The organism is Pseudarthrobacter sp. SSS035, assembly GCF_023273875.1.
In the GTDB taxonomy this organism is placed as follows: domain Bacteria; phylum Actinomycetota; class Actinomycetes; order Actinomycetales; family Micrococcaceae; genus Arthrobacter.
This window is the reverse complement of sequence record NZ_CP096882.1, coordinates 1,835,927-1,852,474: the sequence shown is the minus strand read 5'-3', so window position 1 is coordinate 1,852,474 and position 16,548 is coordinate 1,835,927. Positions and strand designations below refer to the sequence as shown.

Genomic DNA, 16,548 nt, shown 5'->3' with positions numbered 1-16,548 from the left:
GGCTACGGCCTCAATTCGATGACCGTCTTGCCGATCCTCACGGGTACACCAAGCTCAACGGGCAGAGCCCGGGTAAGTTGCTGGTCGGCCAGGTAGGTGCCGTTAGTGGAGCCAAGATCCTCGATGAACCATCGACTGCCTTGCGGGAACAACCGCGCGTGGCGGCCGGAGGCGTAGTCGTCCTCAAGTACCAGTGTGGCTTCCTGAGCGCGGCCCAACAGGATGGGGCTGGCGGCCAGGGGGATGGTGGTTCCCTTGAGCGGGCCTTCGGTGACCACCAGTTGGTGGGCCTGCTGCTTGAGCGGCTGCGGCGGAGCCTCGGCCAGTTCCGGGTTTTTGCGGACCTGACGGGCGGTGGGGGTTCCGGCGGCGGCTTTGCGGCCCACCATCAGGTCCCGGCGCATGGCCGAAACGATGCTGAAGATGAGGACCCAGAGCAGGATTAGGAACCCAAACCGCAGGGCAGTGATGGTCAGGTCGCTCATGGGCGGCCCCCAGGGTTGGCGGGAAGCAGGCGGAAGATGATCTTTGTCCGTCCCATTGTGATGGTGGAGCCGTCGGTCAGTTCGGTGCTGCCTGCCAGTTTATGGCCGTTGACGTAGCTGCCGTTAGTGGAGCCGAGGTCCACAGCGCTGGTGACGCCGCTGGCGGTGCGGATCTCGAGGTGGCGGCGCGAGACGCCGGTGTCGTCAATCAGGATGTCGGCCTCGGAGGACCGGCCCAGGACGATGGAGGGGGCATTGAGGGAGTAGCGCTGGCCGTCGATGTCCAGGACGGGCTGCAGCCGTACGGGCGGGCGGCTCGGGGCTGCCGGCATGTTGGGCCTGGCCGAGGAGACTCCGGGTCCGGCTTTGGACTTCTCAGTGGAGGAGACGATTTCGAAGTCCCCAGCGCGCAGCTCCTCGGAACGGCGGAAAGAGATCCGCACCGAGCCCTGCAGGGTGTAGCCCTGGCTGCGGACGTGGTTGATGACGACGTCGCAGAGTTCTTCCGCCAGCGGCGTGCCCCAGTCCTGTGCCCTCCTGAAGTCGTCGTCACTGAGTTGGACGTCGAAGACATTGGGGGCCAGTGTGCGGCCGGCGGCGATGGTGAGGGCTTTGTTGTCCACCTCGCGGCGGAGCCGGCTGGCGATTTCCACAGGTTCAACCTGGGCGCGCGAACCGGTGGAGAAGACACCGCGGACGGCTTTTTCGATGCCGCGCTCGACCTTGTCCAGCAATCCCATGGTCCTTCTCCTTTCCCCCCGACTGCGGGGCAGTTTTCGTTCCAGAACTCAGCCAACAATGCAGTTCAGAACCCAGCGGCCTGCCTGGCAGTGGCAGGCACTACTACATCAGATACTACTGGGCAGGCCTGTGAATGACCTTAATCCACAACGGCCGGGCCCCCGGAAAAGTTCGCTAGGGGTTCCCTGCCGGCCCCCTCCCGGCGTTGAATTTGACCACTCCCGGGGCTCAATTGGTGTTTTGCCGTCGATGTCCGTTATGCTTGATCTCGCTGCTTTTACAAGGTTGCGGATCCGGGAAACCGGCCGTAATTCATGGAAAAGAAGTTGCGCGCGAGTGGCGGAACGGCAGACGCGCTGGCTTCAGGTGCCAGTGTCCGAAAGGGCGTGGGGGTTCAAATCCCCCCTCGCGCACGCAATCAAAGGAACCCCGGTCTTCGGACCGGGGTTCCTTTCTTTAACGCTGGGTCGGTCCCTAACGCTGGGCCCCGAAAACGCTGGGCCCTGAATCCGGCATGCCGCGGGCGTAACCGTGGGTATAGCATGCGAACGACACCATCTGTTCATGCTCCCGGAGGAGTGCTCATGCTGTCATTGAGCTCAATTGATCTGGAAATGCTCCAAGAAGCCCTCGAATCCCAATCCGACTGGGATTCCAGGTACTGGTTCGACCCCCGCACGGGAAAGACCAACCTCTGGCTGAGGGACTCGCTTGACGAAGCCGAAGAGTCCGAGGAAGACCTCGAAGCAGGCGGTGCCATCCTGGTGGAACCGACAAGACCGCATGAGGCATACCGCGACATGGAATCGTTCATCGCGGATGTGCAGGATGAACGCGCCAGGGACCTGCTGTGGCGCGCAATAGACGGCAAGGGAGCGTTCCGGCGTTTCAGGAACACGCTCGCCGAGTTCCCCGAGCTTGAGACCCGATGGTTCTCTTTCCATCACCGAGCCATGCGGCGGCGCGCCATAGAGTGGTTGGCGGCATCTGGTTTAGTGGAACAGGATGAGGCTGAAAACGCCCTGCGCCTACTCGCGTAACGCCCCGAAGCCAGCAATAAGGGCCTCAAGCCCCAGGCTGAACGCCACGTCTGCAGGTTTCTCGTGCCCCAACGCGGCCAGGCTCCGGACGGCACCCGTGAAGCTCGGCGTCGATTCCGCCATGCTGCCGGAATCGAAAATGTCGGCTGGGGCCGTGACATCGTAGGCGGATCCGAAGATGAAGGATTCCAGGGCTACGATGGCGGACACGATCCGCTCCTCCGGGAAACCGGCCGCCCGGAATCCGGCACTGACGGTCTCATACATGGCGAGGGTCTGCGGTGCGTCAGTGACGGGAAGTACTGCGATGACGGGAATCAGGGGCGTGTGCTCCGCGAAGACGTCCCGGTAACTCCAGGCCCACTTCCGCACGGCGGACTCCCAAGGTTCCGCCGCGAATGCTGTCACGTCCACCAGGGCAGTCAAATGGTCTTCCACGAGGAGGAGCACGTCCCGCTTGGATTCCACATGGTTATAAAGGGCCGACGGCGCCACGTGCAGTGAGCGGGCCAGCGCGGCCATGGTGAGACCGTCGTAGCCGTGCTTGCCGATGAGCCGCAGGGCTGCTGCCGTGATGCCCGCCTGGTCCAGGACAGCCGCGGCGGGCCGCCCCGCGCGGCGCCGTGCCGCACCGGTTTGCGGCACGGGATCGCGTTCCGTGGCAGTTCGTGAAGCGGCTGGTGATGCCGGCATTGCTGGCCTTTCTGCGGGCAGATGTCTCCAGCATTATTCCACCCGGCTCTTCCTTGCGGACCGCAAAACAGCTATAGTTCTAATAAATGAATGACATTCATTTAGTGGTTCGTGTCACTCGACCGGCCATAGAGAGGACATCATGCTGAATCTTGACCGTGACGTTGTGATCGTTGGCGCCGGACCCTCCGGGCTCACCGCTGCCCGCGAGCTGAGGAAGGCCGGCCTCAGCGTGGCAGTGCTGGAAGCACGCGACCGCGTGGGGGGACGGACCTGGACCGACACCATTGACGGGGCCATGCTGGAAATCGGCGGCCAGTGGGTCTCCCCGGACCAGACCGTACTGCTGGAGCTCCTGGACGAGCTCGGCCTGAAGACATACTCCCGCTACCGGGAGGGCGAGTCCGTCTACGTCGGCGCCGACGGCAAGAAAACCCGCTACACCGGTGATTCCTTCCCGGTGAGCGCAGCCACCGGGGCGGAAATGGACAAGCTGATCGGCATTCTGGACGGCCTCGCCGCGGAAATCGGGGCCACCGAGCCGTGGGCCCATCCCAAGGCCCGTGAACTGGACACCATCTCCTTCCACCACTGGCTGCGCCGGAACTCGAACGACGAGGAGGCCTGCAACAACATTGGCCTGTTCATCGCCGGCGGCATGCTCACCAAGCCCGCGCACGCGTTTTCGGCACTGCAGGCGGTCCTCATGGCAGCCTCCGCCGGGTCCTTCAGCCACCTCACCGACGAGGACTTCATCCTGGACAAGCGGGTCATCGGCGGGATGCAGCAGGTGTCCCTGCTGCAGGCAGCGGAACTGGGTGCCGACGTCGTACTTAACAGCCCGGTGCGCACCATCCACTGGGAGGATGCCGGCGAAGGCGGACACCGCGTCAGCGTTGTCTCGGAGCGTGCCACCGTGAACGCGCGTTTTGTGATCATGGCCGTGCCACCGAACCTTTACTCACGTGTCACTTTTGACCCGCCGCTTCCGCGGCGGCAGCACCAGATGCACCAGCACCAGTCGCTGGGCCTGGTGATCAAGGTCCACGCCGTCTACAGCACGCCGTTCTGGCGTGAAGACGGACTGTCCGGCACGGGTTTCGGTGCCGGTTCGCTGGTCCAGGAGGTCTACGACAATACCAACCATGGTGATTCACGTGGAACCCTGGTGGGCTTCGTCTCGGATGAAAAGGCCGACGCCGTCTTCGAGCTGAGTGCCGAGGACCGCCGCCGCGCCATCCTGGAATCGATCGCCGGGTTCCTCGGGGACAAGGCCCTGGCACCCGAGGTCTACTACGAATCCGACTGGGGTTCCGAGGAATGGACCCGGGGCGCGTACGCGGCTAGCTACGATCTGGGCGGGCTGCACCGCTACGGCAAGGACCAGCACACTCCTGTGGGCCCGATCTACTGGTGCTCCTCGGACCTCGCCGCCGAGGGCTACCAGCATGTTGACGGAGCCGTCCGCATGGGCCAACGTACAGCGGCGCGCATCGTGGACGCGGCGGACGCTTCCCGTGCGGCAAACGAGGCCGTGGCCGCCGTCGGCTGAGCGCACCAGGTCCAACCCATTCAGCGTCGAATGAAAGAGAGGCAAGGCCATGAGTCCCAAAGAAGTGACAGCACAGCCACCAAGCGCCCCGGGCAATGGCCTGGCTGAAAAGGGCCTGAGCGGGAAGGGCCTGAAGGCGGGCGCGGTGGGATTGCTGGGCGCCGTCGTGATCGGTGTCTCCTGCATCGCGCCTGCGTACACGCTGACCGCGGCGCTGGGGCCAACGGTTTCGGAAGTGGGGGTCCAGCTGCCGGCGATCTTCCTGGTGGGATTTATCCCCATGATCCTGGTGGCGTTCGGCTACCGCGAACTGAACAATGCCATGCCCGACGCCGGCACCTCGTTTACGTGGGCATCGCGCGCCTTTGGTCCGTGGATCGGCTGGATGGGTGGCTGGGGGCTGATTGCGGCCACCATTATTGTGTTGTCCAACCTGGCGGCCGTCGCCGTCGACTTCTTCTACCTCATGCTGGCCCAGCTGTTCGGGAACCCGGAACTGGGCGAACTGAGCAAGAACCTGCCGCTGAACATCGCCACCACCCTGGTGTTCATCGCCCTGGCTTGCTGGATTTCCTACCGGGGCATGGAAGCCACCAAGGGCGTGCAGTATGTACTGGTGGCGTTCCAGCTGCTGGTGCTGGGCTGGTTTGCCGTTGCTGCCCTCACCCATGTGGCCAACGGCACCGCGTTTGATGCGACCGCCATTTCGCCTGACTGGTTTAACCCGTTCGCTGTTGGATCCTTCTCAGCCTTTGCGGCCGGGGTTTCCCTCTCCATCTTCATTTACTGGGGCTGGGACGTCACGCTGACCATGAACGAGGAAACCAGGAATCCTGAGAAGACTCCGGGACGGGCGGCAACCGTCACCGTCGTCGTGATTGTGGCGATCTACATGACCGTCGCGCTGGCCACCCTGTCCTTTGCAGGGGTGGGCGAAACCGGCCTCGGTGCCGGGAATCCGGACAACCAGTCGAGCATCTTTGCCGTCCTCTCCGGGCCGGTGATGGGGCCGTTCGCCATCCTGATGTCCCTCGCCATCCTGAGCAGTTCGGCCGCCTCGCTGCAGTCCACGTTTGTGTCGCCGGCGCGGACCATGCTGTCGATGGGTCACTACAAGGCACTCCCGGGCCGCTTCGGCAAGGTCAGCCCACGCTTCAAGTCCCCGAGCTACGCCACGATCGCCGCGGGCGTCGCCGCCGCAGCCTTCTACGTCATCACCCGGACCACCTCCGAAAACGCGCTCTGGGACACCATCACGGCGCTGGGCATGATGATCTGCTTCTACTACGGCATCACAGCCCTGGCATGCGTCTGGTTCTTCCGGGCCCAGGCGTTCAGCAATGGCCGCGCCTTTTTCTTCAAGTTCCTGGCGCCGCTGCTGGGCGGAGTCATCCTGCTGGTGATGTTCTTCAAGACCGCCGTCGATTCCATGGACCCCGAGTACGGCTCCGGATCATCGGTGGGCGGGCTCGGGATGGTGTTCATCCTGGGCATGGGCGTGATCCTGCTGGGCGTGGTGATCATGCTGGTGATGTCCCGGCTGCGGCCCGAGTTCTTCAGGGGCCAGGTGCTGGCCCGAGGTCGCGAGGAGGGCTGAGTGCGGGCGGTGCCTAAGCGGGTGGGCGTACCGAAGCCTTGAACCGCCGTCGGGAATTTGCGAGGTGGCTGCGCATGGCGGCCGAGGCGGCGGTCTCATCACCGTCGGCGATGGCGGCGGCGATGGAGCGGTGCTCGTGGACCACCTGGTCAAAGTGGTCCCGGGCGTAATGTTCGACGCCGGTGAGCAGCCGGGTGCGCGGCATCGCGATCATCGTCTGGCCCAGTGCGGCGAGGCAATCTGAGTAGAAAGGGTTGCCGGAGGCGGCCGCGATGGCCCGGTGGAACTCGAAGTCGGCCTTCATGGCGTGGCCGGGGTGGTCGGCGCTGGCAGCGAACTGTTCCAGGGCAGCATTGATGGCCCTGAGCTGGCGGTCGGAGTGGTTGCGGGCGGCCAGGGCCGCAGCCTCGGACTCCACACCCATCCGGAATTCCAGCAGGTGAAGGCGGTCTTCGACGCTGGCGACCGGGCGGCTGCCCGGGACTGGCTGGGGGCCGTCGTCGGGCGGGGTCAGTGCGAAGCTGCCCCGCCCGCGTTCGGTTTCCACCAGCCCTTCGGCCTGGAGCCGCGTCAGTGCCGAGCGCACTACTGTGCGGCTGACGCCGAAGTCGCCCATCAGCGTGTTTTCGCTGGGAAGCTTGTCGCCGGGCTGGATGACGCCGTCCACGATGCGGGTGCGAAGGTCGGCGGCGAGGTCCGCGGTCAGGTTCCGGCTCATGCCTTCAAGGTTACGCGCCGAACTCCACGGACTCGGTGGTCCAGGCGCGGGCCTGGTCACTGAGGGTCACGCCCAGGCCGGGACGGTCCGGGACCAGCATGCGGCCGTTCTTGGTTTCGAGGCGCTCGTTGAACAGCGGATCCAGCCAGTCGAAGTGCTCCACCCACGGTTCCCGCGGGTACGCCGCGGCGAGGTGCAGGTGGATCTCCATGGCGAAGTGCGGCGCCAGGCCAAGGCCGCGCTCGTCCGCGAGGGCGGCAAGGCGCAGGAACTGGGTGATGCCGCCGACGCGCGGTGCGTCCGGCTGGATGATGTCGCAGCCGTTGGCGGTGATGAGGCCCTTGTGCTCGGCCACGGACGCCAGCATCTCGCCCGTGGCGATGGGGGTGTCCAGGACGTTGGCGAGGTGCGCGTGGCCCTCAAAGTCGTAGGCATCCAGCGGCTCTTCGATCCAGATGAGGTTGTACTGCTCCAGCTGGCGGCCCATGCGCAGGGCGGTGGCCCGGTCCCACTGCTGGTTGGCGTCCACCATTAGGGGAACATCCCAGCCGATGTGTTCGCGGATTCCGGCCACGCGGCGCAGGTCTTCCTTGCTGTCGGGCAGGCCCACCTTGATCTTGATGCCGCCGATGCCTTCCTCCAGGAGGATTGTGGCGCGGTCCTTGACCTCTTCCAGGGAGGCGTTGAGGAAGCCGCCGGACGTGTTGTAGGTCTGAACGGAGTCCCGGTAAGCGCCTAGGAACTTGGCCAGGGAGAGGCCGGCGCGCTTGGCCTTGAGGTCGTACAGCGCGATGTCGATCGCGGCCAGGGCCTGCGTGGCCACCCCCGAGCGGCCCACGGAGGCGCCGGCCCAGAGGAGCTTGGTGTAGATCTTGCCGATGTCGTTGGGGTCCTCGCCGATAAGTCCCTGTGCGACCTCCTTGGCGTGGGCATACTGGGCGGGGCCGCCGGCGCGCTTGGAGTAGCTGAAGCCGATACCGCTGTAGCCCAGTTCCGTGGTGATCTCCGCGAACAGGAAGACCACTTCGGTCATGGGCTTCTGGCGGCCGGTGAAAACCTTGGCGTCACTGATGGGGACGGCCAGCGGCAGCCGCGCGGTGGAAAGCTTGACGTGCCGGATGACATCGACGGTACTCATGGTTGCTCCTCAAAAAGCAGGCTGGGCGGGCTGCGTTGCCCTGCTACTTAGATTACAAGTATCAAACTTGTATTACAAGTAATGCCGGGGGTGCCGGTCTTTCTGGGACGTCCCGCTGTCAGGCCAGGGCGATACACTCCCGTTGCCGTTCCATGATCCTGCTCCCGCTCCTTGATAAAGGCCCGTTCGAATTCGGCGAAGGCGCCCGTTCACCGAGAGTATGAGATCGGATTTCGGAGACCTCGCCGGTGAGGACCAGGCGTACTTGACGAACGCCACACGCGCACCCTTGTTGGTAGGAGCCTGGGCTAGTGAGCGCAGGCCGTCCATATTTCGATCGAGCCGGTCCATGCTGTGGACCACCACAGCGTTTCCGTCCCGGGTAAACCGCATCAGCTCGGCAACTGTGGCCTGGCAATCTCCCTGCCGGACGTCGTGTCGCTGAAAGTCCTATCCAGGGCCTGACCGTCGAGCTGGCGCTTGTCGTTCTGGTCCACGGTGCTGACCTTGCACAGCCGATCCTCTGATTTGCCATAGAATTCTTCTGCGCCAAGGGCGTCAGGATGAAATCTATGACTGCCTCCGAGGGCTGTCTAGAAAACGGCGAATCGATCCTATTCTGACAACTACTTTGGCAATGCCTGACGTCAGGTTGGGGTGTGCGTCAAACTGACAGCTTGTATCAAGAAGGCAGGCGGTGAAGGGACTCAGAATTGGGAGGTCGACTGCTTGTAAGGGCAGGTGGACCTATCCGTGAGTAGCCGCATCGTGGCGAGGATCGGGCGAGCTGTCAGCCCCGAGTTAATGGCCCTAGGGGCCAGGTCACGCTGCTTCTGGAAGAGGACCCGCGGACTGAGCTCGACGAATTCACACTACTTGACGCATCTTGCTGCCCCGGTTTCGCTACGGTAGACGCAACTCCCGGCCTGGACGGCAGCTCACACAGGTCAACCAGCTGCGATCAGTTTGCAGACGGGGCCTCAGGGGCGCTGAACGCCACCAACCAGCAGTTTGCCGACCTTCGCCTTTCTGCAGAAGTGCTCGGACTTCGGCGGCGGGTCACCTTACGGGATCTGTCCGCACCGCAATCCGCTGGGCGGTCTTCGTGGAGAAAAGGGTCGACGTCCGACTGAGGTGAACCTCCCGCACTCTCCAGATATTCCGTCCACCGGACATGCAGCTGGAGTGGCGGATCATTGGATAACCGGGGTAAGGGCGTGCTTGGACTCCCATACGCCGGATCTCGAAGATGCAAGAAGATCGGTGCGATCGAACCAGGCCTGCGACCGCGCGATCGCGCCGCCCGGAGCGTCGAGGGAGAGCACGAGGAAGAAGCCGCCGCCTGGTTGCACCGGTACGGTGTGCCACTGGCCCTCGGAGTCGCCGTCGTTCTCGACATCGACGCGGATGCGCACCGAGAGCGGGAGCTGGCTCGCCAGCTGGACGCTGGTGTCAGTGTCGAGGGAGAGCACGCCGTGCAGAACGAAGTGATCCTCGTACCAAGAACCTCGAGACCAGTCCAGGCGTGTGCGAACGCGGGGCCGGAGCCAATAGAAGCAACTTCCCCACCGCTCGTCCGCGTCGTTGGCGACGCGCCATGCGGTGAGCAGAAATCCTTGGTCGTTGTCGCAGCCCGGCCGGATGATTTGGTCGTCGACGGTGAGCGTGCAGTGGAACACCACCGCGGTGCCGGGCTCAACTGCGGCACTGCTCGGGGTTACTTCCAGGCGAGTGCCGAACGGCAGATGCTCGGGGGTCAGGTACGCAGTCTCCGAAACGCTGGCGTCGTTGTGCACCTGGAAAGGGAAGTGGATCGTGTCGTATGTCATGTCGCGGCCTCGAAATCGAACACATTTTTTTGGGCGTTGCCGTTCTGCAGCTTGACGTCGTCACCGGCAAGCGCGACGGTGTCACCCGTCGCGGGGTCTACCCCGTTAGGGATGCGCCAGTCGATGATTTCGGCCCGCAGGCACTGATGCGAGCTGGTGTCGGGGGTCACGGTCCACGAGAACGGGATCGCCTCCCAGCTGTCTCCGTCCAACTGTGGGAGTGTCACGGTGTCGCGCTCGACCCAGCGGCCCTCGTCGCCAGCGCCAGGCGGGTCGCAGATGAACCACTTCACGCGCACGTTCTCGGCGTGGATGTTGCCCGCGTTGTGAGGACGGACCACTAGGAAGTGGGGCTCGGTGCCGCTGCTTGGGTACCGGACCGTCTCGCCTTGATCGGTCGGGGTGCCCTCGGGGTAGATGCGAGGTTCGTCGGGGTCTGGGTTGTCTTCGGGCCAATCCACCCAGATGTCGGGACTGCGCCACGATGGGATCGGGTCTTGGAAGTGCAGGTCGATGAATTCGGCCGCTTCCCGTTCGATCCGCAGGCGGCAGATGGGGATCGAACCTCCGCGGATGGTCTGGATGTCGACGATCTCTGCGACGCATCCCTTGATAGGGAACTCTGCTCCATCGGCGAAGTCCCAGCGATCGCCGGGCGCGGTCAGTTCTGTGCCGTCATTGAGGAGGTGCGCGTTCCGTCGGTATAGGCCGTTGACCGCCCATCGGCGGTCGGTGGCGGGATCGAGTACGTTGGTCACGACTACAGTGGGCACAGGGTTGGTGTTCTGGGAGTACACGTCGCCCCGCGCCCGGAACTCGGCGATGTCGATCACCCCGCCGTCGCTGCCGAGGTCGATCTTCATCATCTGGCCTATCGGCAGACCCGACCCGACGGCGGCGACGACGTCGGAGCGCATCGAATTGTCCCAGTACTCCACTGGCACGAGCCAGGCCTCCGTCCGGCTGACCCCCGTCGGCTCGGGCATCTGCACCTCGATGACCCGGTTCACGTTCGGATCCATGCTATCGGGGATCCACCCCACGGCCCACTTGGACCATGCGCAGAAGTGGTTGAAGTTGGTGTTGCTGCCGGCCATGTTGCACCATGCATCCACATACTGCACGTCATCCCGAAAGCCAGTTGCGTAATAGAGGTCCGGAAGCCCGAGCCCGTGCCCAATCTCATGGGTCATCATAGCGGCGTCAAACCTGTCGAAGCGCTGACCGATGACCGGGCTGCTCGGCATGGCCACCGGTGTGGCGCTGGGATCAGGGTCGTTTTGGTCGGTTGCGGAGTGCCACCGCACGAACATCCGGAATCGGTTCTGGTCGACGGCATTCGTGCACTGCCATCTGTCGGCGGCGGGCACAATCGACGGGCAAGAGCCGACGAACGCAATCATCAGGCCGTCGAACAGGGCGAACTGCGAGCGAATTGCCTCCCGATCCCATATTCCCTGCGAACGGATGCGATTCATTGCGGCGGTGAAGGTGTCGTGGGCGAGCTTCTCGCTGTCGCGCACGGTGTTGCGGCCGTTGAAGCTCGTCTCACTCCCGACTTGTGGAGTCGAGGTGCTCCACCCCGTTGACACGAGGCCCGAGGATGACACCCGTTCGATGTTCGCAAGCTTACCCCCGTACTCGTTACTGAGCCGTATAACGGCCCTGACGATCCGCGCTCCCGAGTCTTCCTCGGTGGCGGGTTCGTTGGACAGCTGTGTGTCGTTGAGCCCTGGTCCTTCGCCCGCGTCGCGGATCGTAGCGTCGAGGCAGTGCGACAGGTAGGAAGCGATCCGGGCTCGACTGTCGGCAGTTCCGGACGATGAAGTAGTGCCCGTTCCTGCCAAGCCCAGGGCGACGAATCCCGCAGGGATCGTGCCGCCCGGTGGGACGGTTTGGATGCTTCCCTTGCTGCCGCCGCCTCCGGCGATGCGCCACTGACCGAGCAGGTGCCCGAACTCGGTGTCGTCCGACGACGTGCGCACACGGCGGAACACTACATCCTCAATGACCTGTCCAGACCCTGCTGTCGCTTCGGCCGCCCGGATCGCAGCAGTCAAGTGCTGGCCGATCCTCGTGAGGAATGCGTTCTCGTCATCGCCTTGGGCGAGGCTCTCATTGAGCACACCAAAGTTGAGTATGAGTGTGCGGGTTGTGCCCCCTCCATCCGTCACGGCGACAGTCAGCGTCTCGGTGCCCGTGAGGTTCACAGTAACGGGGTAGCTGCTGTGTGTCCGACGCGTCCACAGCGCAGCGAACCGCACGTTGTAGTCGCGGGACGAACCTTTCGACGGATGGGTTCGTACTCTCAGCTGCTCACGGCCGTCGAAGACGACAGGAGCGGGCCATACGGCGGGCATCACGGCAAGCAAGCCACCGGCGCGGTAATCATCCCAGAAGTAACTCGCGAACGAGGCGGGGAGAGTTAGCGGCTTGCCGGTTCCGCCGATGTCGACGCCGAGAACTGAAAATTCGGTCGTCAGCGTCCCGAAGCTGTTTTCGCGGTAGTAGTCCTGCGCAATCGAATATGCGTTCTGCTGCATGAGGGCGTGCAACTTGGACTGGTCGGCGTCGCTGAAAACCTGTCCTGGTTCGATGACGGGGCACACCACGATGCGCAGGTGCGGGTTGGGTGAGGCGGGCGAGGTCGGCTGGCCGTAGAAGACGGATGTCGTCAGCGGCGGCGCCGTGAACTTTGGTGTGAAGGCGGGCCGGATTCCCGCGGCGACGACGTAATCCTGCAAGTCCCAAGTCTCGAGCAAGCCACCCCGTCGGTCAAGAACGGCGATGCGATCGGATGCCGGTGTGCCGAGATCGATGGCCGAAGAGCCCACGTACCGTTCTACGAGCACGTTTAGATCGGCGTCGAGGACGGCGACGCGATCTCCCTTCGCAGAGATCGCCGTGATGTACGGACCGGTGCGTGCCAGCGTCGCCACCGACCAGGCAAGGCGGGCGCGGTGCTTGCGCCCGCAGGGCTCGTCGTCGCTGGGCCCACCGACGTGTCGATCGGGCTTGCCGGGACCGGGTCGGCCCAGTTCGTTGCACTCGCAGGGTTCTTCCGGCTTCGGCCGATTGGGCTCGTGGCCGCCCGGGTGCGTGTTGCACGCGCACCCGCAGGTTCGCAGGGCATCCCTCAGCCGCGCGCAGACTTCGTCGAGCGACGCAGCGGATGAGGTGTCGAATCGAACCTTCTGCATCTCGCCGCCCTTGCGCGCGATGATACGCCACCCGCCCGGAGCCTTGGTGACAGCGGTGACGCGGTCTGCATCGTCGAGCATCGTCACCTCGAGCGTGGGTGCGTCGCTGCTCGTCGTGAAGCGCGTGAGGTGAGCGCCGTGGCGCTCGTCGACCACGATGAGCGTGCCCTCGTCGTCGAGCGCGGACAGATGGGAGATCCGTGCAAAAGGCAAGACTGCCGACCTGCCGAGCCTGCCACCGCGCATGACTTCGATGAGCCTGGTCTCACTCGCGGATTCCGTGACCACGAGAACGGCTCCGCGGACCGGGAAGATTGCGCGTGCCGTGCCTGCGAACTCTGCGAGCAAGTCGGTTGTCGGACGCGCACCAGGAGACGGCGAGATTCGCCATAGCGTGCCATCGTCGAGCCCGGCGATGACAGCGTCGCTGTGACCTGCGAGTCGGACGACCGGATTCTTCAGCACGACCTCCGTCGTCGGCTTCGTATCACCGGCTTCGAACTCGTCCACGCTGTAGATGCGGACGACCTCGCCGAACGCCGCAGCCAGCAATGTATCGTCGTGGAAGAGGGCAATACGCTCGGGTGCGCGGTGTCGCGGGGGAGGAGCGGTCGGCGGCTTCTTCCTGCCGTTGCCCGCGGCGACCTTGGACGACCGTGTGGGCTCGCTTTCGCTCGCTGACTGTCCTGGCGGCTCGAGCCGCACAGTCCGGAGACCGGCGATGTTCGGGCGGCGACGATCGGCTATGAGCGGCTCGTTGGTGTCCATTCCCACCCCGCAGTGTCTCGCGACCAGCCCCAAGTATCCCCGGGGATTTTCGGTCCAGTGTCCCGCCGCATCTGAGCGATGTCAACGGGCGGGCCGCGTTGACTCATCAATGAAGCCCGCTTAGCCACGTGTCCGTCGGGCGGTGTCTGCCACGTCGCACTGCGAAGCATGACGCTTCGACTGAGTGAATACAGGGCTGTCACGAAGGTCATCGCTACCCTCAAAACCCGATCGGAATGGGAGTGAAGGAGAAGCTCGGGAACGTTTTCCTCGTAAGAGGGCATCAGCACATCTAGACAACCCGGAGCTAGCCGAGGACTATTTGTGTGAAGGATTTCTCTATCAGTGGGAGCCACAGATGTCCGTTGCGATACTTTCTAGCGAAGTAGATGTCGGCATTCCCCGTGGAAGTTACCAGCACAACAAACGCTTCCTCGATGTGATCGGCGTAAAGGAGTTGCGCCACGTCTTCTATAACGAAGTGCGCCCCGAAATGGTGGAGGAGCTCGCAGAGATCCTCCACGAAGAAGTGGCTCCCCACCGAGATCTTCGAGACATTATCTGGGTCTTCATGTTCGCTAACGGTCCGGGATGCTCGGACGAGATCGTGACGAAGGAATCCGTCCACGCAGTTAGCGTGTTCTGTCGCTCCGCCGATGGCATGGATCACCGGTACTTCGAGCGCGCTGGCGACAGTTACAGCGAAATCAAAGAACTTGCGGTCACCGTCAGGGCCATGCCGGACCTTGACGACATCCGGCTACTTCACTTCGCCGCGTTCAAGCTCAACCAGCTCCCGGCCGAGTCTGTAATTTATGAGTTCAAAGCAGGTTTCTGGGGCATCGAGCACCGACTCAAGATTTCGGATCAAGGGCTACGTAAAGCGGTCCTCGTCGATGGGCAGAGGCTGGCCGGCGCCCCGGCAATTGGGCTCTATGGTGATGAAATCTACACGGCGCTGCTGCGGCGACCTCCGGGGGGAATAGGCGGTAACTGCGGAAACAGCACATCCTGCGGCGGCGGAAGCGGCTCCTGCGAGGCCGTCCCCCCAAATATGTCTGCGGGGTACTACTGCAAGACCGATTCAAGCGGTGACCCGTTTGTGGGAGTTTTCACTAAAGCCATTCGCCTAGGGCTGGTCTCATCAGACCAGGTGGATTTTTTAAGGGTAAGAAAATTCATCACAGAGTTCCTTCCGCAGTCGCAAGCGGGACGCGCGATCCTGGCAAATTACTACACAACTTCGGCAATGGTCCGTCGGGACAGAGAAGCGCTGGACGAATACGTTCGTGCGCTGCCATTGATCCAGCGTTGGGTCCGCGATGTACTAGAGGGTCCCAACGACTTAGTGCTTCTTACGGACGACATTCGGGAGATATCGTCGCGAATTTTTGCTCTACATCGACACGTGCGGCTGCCAGACCTCCCGTCAGCAAACAGCGCGATTGGGCCAAATCATTGGTCTACAAAGGCTGACCTGATGGATTTCCTCCACATCGGCACAGTCGATGGGTCAGGCGGGGGCGGCGGCTGATGAGCACTGTTAGGCCCACCAGGGCGCCGACCTCGTGGAGGATCGCGTTTCGTACAGGCTGCAGGCATCCTCAAGCTGCTGCCCACCGATCGACCTGGTGGTCCGCATCGTGTACATCCTCTGCACGTTGAACAGTGCTAAGGAACATCGCGACACCATCTGCGGAGTGCAGTTCCCGGCAAGGCGGCCTACGAAAAGATGCTGGAATGCTATTCCAATCATCTAGACGACCGGTCAACAATGCTCGACGCGGGAGGTAGGAATCATGACAATAGATCCTTTGGGGCTAGGTCTTCAGACCGGTAAAGGCCTTTTGGAAATTACGGAAAAACTCGGGTTTCTGGAGAAGGATTAGGCGCAAACTAATAAAACAGCCGGATGTGGCGGCGCAAAAACTCCAAATTGTCCTCTTTGAGCTCGGCAAGATTCATGCCATCCTCTTTCAGACCGTCAACGATTATCTATCCCTTTGGCTAATACCGGACGAAAAGAATGTCAAATTTCATGAAGAGGAAATTAAGCTTCGGAGCTTCGCGTCCGGTGGACATGAGGCCGAGATGCGCAAGGCAAAAGGCGACTGTGCAAAGATCTGGTCGATTTACGCAGCCTATCTTCAGCCTTGGTTTAGTCGAGTTCTGCATCCGGAGGAGGCTGATGAACTCTCCAGACTATTTCGAGAATTATCTGATATCGACTCTATAATGGTCGACGCTATACAAGCAACCTCTAATTGGCTCCGAGAGGAAGCAAGCGTCGCCTTCGGTCTCATTCAGGATTCTAACTACCTGGGCGCCGACGAGTATGTTCGCAGGGGATGGGAGAAATGGCAACCATCAGCGAAGATAATTAGAGATAACATGAATCGTCTGTATGACTTAGAAGCGTCTTTTATCAACGCGACTCGAGCAATATAGCGATCTGGGCTTTTCGGTACCCGTGGGGAATACCGCGTCAGAAGAGCTAATTGCACGCGGCCTGCGGAAGTCCGCGGCAGAGAAGAGTGCCCATGTGTCCCGTCTCATTTAAGTCGACCCACGAAAACCACGGAATCTCGGGGGTTGGGTCAACGGTTGTGAGAAAGATTCTTCCGGTTTGTCTCACTACAGTTGGACCAAAGCGAAGAATCCCTGGGTGAGCTGTCGAACCAAAAACCGCCGGCAATACAAGGAACTTGGACCGTTGGGTCAACTGTTGAGTATTTGAAGGTTTGGAAGCCAGCCGATCTTGCCTTTCGGGGCCATTGATATTGCCGG

Annotated in this window: 12 protein-coding genes and 1 tRNA gene; 6 read left to right on the top strand and 7 right to left on the bottom strand. The window is 62.6% G+C overall.

What is annotated here, in order from left to right; genetic code table 11:
• Window positions 1–2: 2 nt before the first annotated feature.
• Together MUN23_RS08525 and MUN23_RS08520 are read right to left on the bottom strand one after the other, a co-directional pair.
• Window positions 3–485, bottom strand: coding sequence for an FHA domain-containing protein (locus MUN23_RS08525; RefSeq protein ID WP_056342800.1), 483 nt, complete (start codon window positions 483–485; stop codon window positions 3–5).
• On the bottom strand, window positions 482–1,225 hold the full coding sequence (locus MUN23_RS08520; RefSeq protein WP_248763415.1) for a DUF3662 and FHA domain-containing protein: 744 nt from the start codon (window positions 1,223–1,225) through the stop codon (window positions 482–484). The genes MUN23_RS08525 and MUN23_RS08520 overlap by 4 nt, the downstream gene beginning before the upstream one ends.
• A 331-nt stretch (window positions 1,226–1,556) precedes the next feature.
• Between MUN23_RS08520 and MUN23_RS08515 the strand changes: the two genes are divergently transcribed.
• Window positions 1,557–1,639 (top strand) — tRNA-Leu (locus MUN23_RS08515).
• Between the two features lie 171 nt (window positions 1,640–1,810).
• Window positions 1,811–2,266, top strand: coding sequence for a UPF0158 family protein (locus MUN23_RS08510; protein WP_248763414.1), 456 nt, complete (start codon window positions 1,811–1,813; stop codon window positions 2,264–2,266).
• Here MUN23_RS08510 and MUN23_RS08505 read toward each other — a convergent pair.
• Window positions 2,255–2,959, bottom strand: a complete 705-nt coding sequence (locus MUN23_RS08505; protein WP_248763413.1) for a TetR/AcrR family transcriptional regulator — start codon at window positions 2,957–2,959, stop codon at window positions 2,255–2,257. The two genes, MUN23_RS08510 and MUN23_RS08505, sit on opposite strands and share 12 nt — an antisense overlap.
• Before the next feature lie 142 nt (window positions 2,960–3,101).
• On the opposite strand from MUN23_RS08505, the gene MUN23_RS08500 reads away from it, so the two are divergent.
• A complete protein-coding gene (locus MUN23_RS08500; RefSeq protein ID WP_248763412.1) occupies window positions 3,102–4,511 on the top strand; it encodes an NAD(P)/FAD-dependent oxidoreductase in 1,410 nt (469 codons plus the stop codon).
• Between the two features lie 49 nt (window positions 4,512–4,560).
• Window positions 4,561–6,108, top strand: a complete 1,548-nt coding sequence (locus tag MUN23_RS08495; RefSeq protein ID WP_248763411.1) for an APC family permease — start codon at window positions 4,561–4,563, stop codon at window positions 6,106–6,108.
• 13 nt (window positions 6,109–6,121) lie between these two features.
• Here MUN23_RS08495 and MUN23_RS08490 read toward each other — a convergent pair whose 3' ends face one another.
• The 4 genes from MUN23_RS08490 to MUN23_RS08475 all read right to left on the bottom strand — a co-directional run bounded on the left by MUN23_RS08490 (window position 6,122) and on the right by MUN23_RS08475 (window position 13,761).
• A complete protein-coding gene (locus MUN23_RS08490; RefSeq protein WP_248763410.1) occupies window positions 6,122–6,826 on the bottom strand; it encodes a FadR/GntR family transcriptional regulator in 705 nt (234 codons plus the stop codon).
• A 10-nt stretch (window positions 6,827–6,836) separates the two neighbouring features.
• Window positions 6,837–7,964: a mandelate racemase/muconate lactonizing enzyme family protein gene (locus MUN23_RS08485; protein ID WP_248763409.1), complete on the bottom strand. Its 1,128-nt coding sequence runs from the start codon at window positions 7,962–7,964 to the stop codon at window positions 6,837–6,839.
• Between the two features lie 1,193 nt (window positions 7,965–9,157).
• Window positions 9,158–9,793: a hypothetical protein gene (locus MUN23_RS08480; protein WP_248763408.1), complete on the bottom strand. Its 636-nt coding sequence runs from the start codon at window positions 9,791–9,793 to the stop codon at window positions 9,158–9,160.
• Window positions 9,790–13,761, bottom strand: coding sequence for a hypothetical protein (locus tag MUN23_RS08475; protein ID WP_248763407.1), 3,972 nt, complete (start codon window positions 13,759–13,761; stop codon window positions 9,790–9,792). The genes MUN23_RS08480 and MUN23_RS08475 overlap by 4 nt, the downstream gene beginning before the upstream one ends.
• A gap of 358 nt (window positions 13,762–14,119) precedes the next feature.
• Between MUN23_RS08475 and MUN23_RS08470 the strand changes: the two genes are divergently transcribed.
• The gene (locus MUN23_RS08470; RefSeq protein WP_248763406.1) at window positions 14,120–15,295 is read left to right on the top strand and encodes a hypothetical protein; all 1,176 of its coding nucleotides are present in this window, start codon (window positions 14,120–14,122) and stop codon (window positions 15,293–15,295) included.
• Between the two features lie 380 nt (window positions 15,296–15,675).
• Window positions 15,676–16,209 carry a hypothetical protein gene (locus MUN23_RS08465; protein ID WP_248763405.1) on the top strand — a complete coding sequence of 178 codons (534 nt, stop codon included), beginning with the start codon at window positions 15,676–15,678 and terminating at the stop codon, window positions 16,207–16,209.
• The last annotated feature ends 339 nt before the right edge of the window (window positions 16,210–16,548 follow it).

What these genes read in the sequence shown, in the direction of transcription:
- MUN23_RS08510 (WP_248763414.1), top strand. Translation starts at nt 1,811, where the DNA reads ATGCTGTCATTGAGCTCAATTGATCTGGAAATGCTCCAAGAAGCCCTC.
- MUN23_RS08525 (WP_056342800.1), bottom strand. Translation starts at nt 485, where the DNA reads ATGAGCGACCTGACCATCACTGCCCTGCGGTTTGGGTTCCTAATCCTG.
- MUN23_RS08485 (WP_248763409.1), bottom strand. Translation starts at nt 7,964, where the DNA reads ATGAGTACCGTCGATGTCATCCGGCACGTCAAGCTTTCCACCGCGCGG.
- MUN23_RS08470 (WP_248763406.1), top strand. Translation starts at nt 14,120, where the DNA reads ATGTCCGTTGCGATACTTTCTAGCGAAGTAGATGTCGGCATTCCCCGT.
- MUN23_RS08490 (WP_248763410.1), bottom strand. Translation starts at nt 6,826, where the DNA reads ATGAGCCGGAACCTGACCGCGGACCTCGCCGCCGACCTTCGCACCCGC.
- MUN23_RS08495 (WP_248763411.1), top strand. Translation starts at nt 4,561, where the DNA reads ATGAGTCCCAAAGAAGTGACAGCACAGCCACCAAGCGCCCCGGGCAAT.
- MUN23_RS08475 (WP_248763407.1), bottom strand. Translation starts at nt 13,761, where the DNA reads ATGGACACCAACGAGCCGCTCATAGCCGATCGTCGCCGCCCGAACATC.
- MUN23_RS08480 (WP_248763408.1), bottom strand. Translation starts at nt 9,793, where the DNA reads ATGACATACGACACGATCCACTTCCCTTTCCAGGTGCACAACGACGCC.
- MUN23_RS08500 (WP_248763412.1), top strand. Translation starts at nt 3,102, where the DNA reads ATGCTGAATCTTGACCGTGACGTTGTGATCGTTGGCGCCGGACCCTCC.
- MUN23_RS08505 (WP_248763413.1), bottom strand. Translation starts at nt 2,959, where the DNA reads ATGCCGGCATCACCAGCCGCTTCACGAACTGCCACGGAACGCGATCCC.
- MUN23_RS08520 (WP_248763415.1), bottom strand. Translation starts at nt 1,225, where the DNA reads ATGGGATTGCTGGACAAGGTCGAGCGCGGCATCGAAAAAGCCGTCCGC.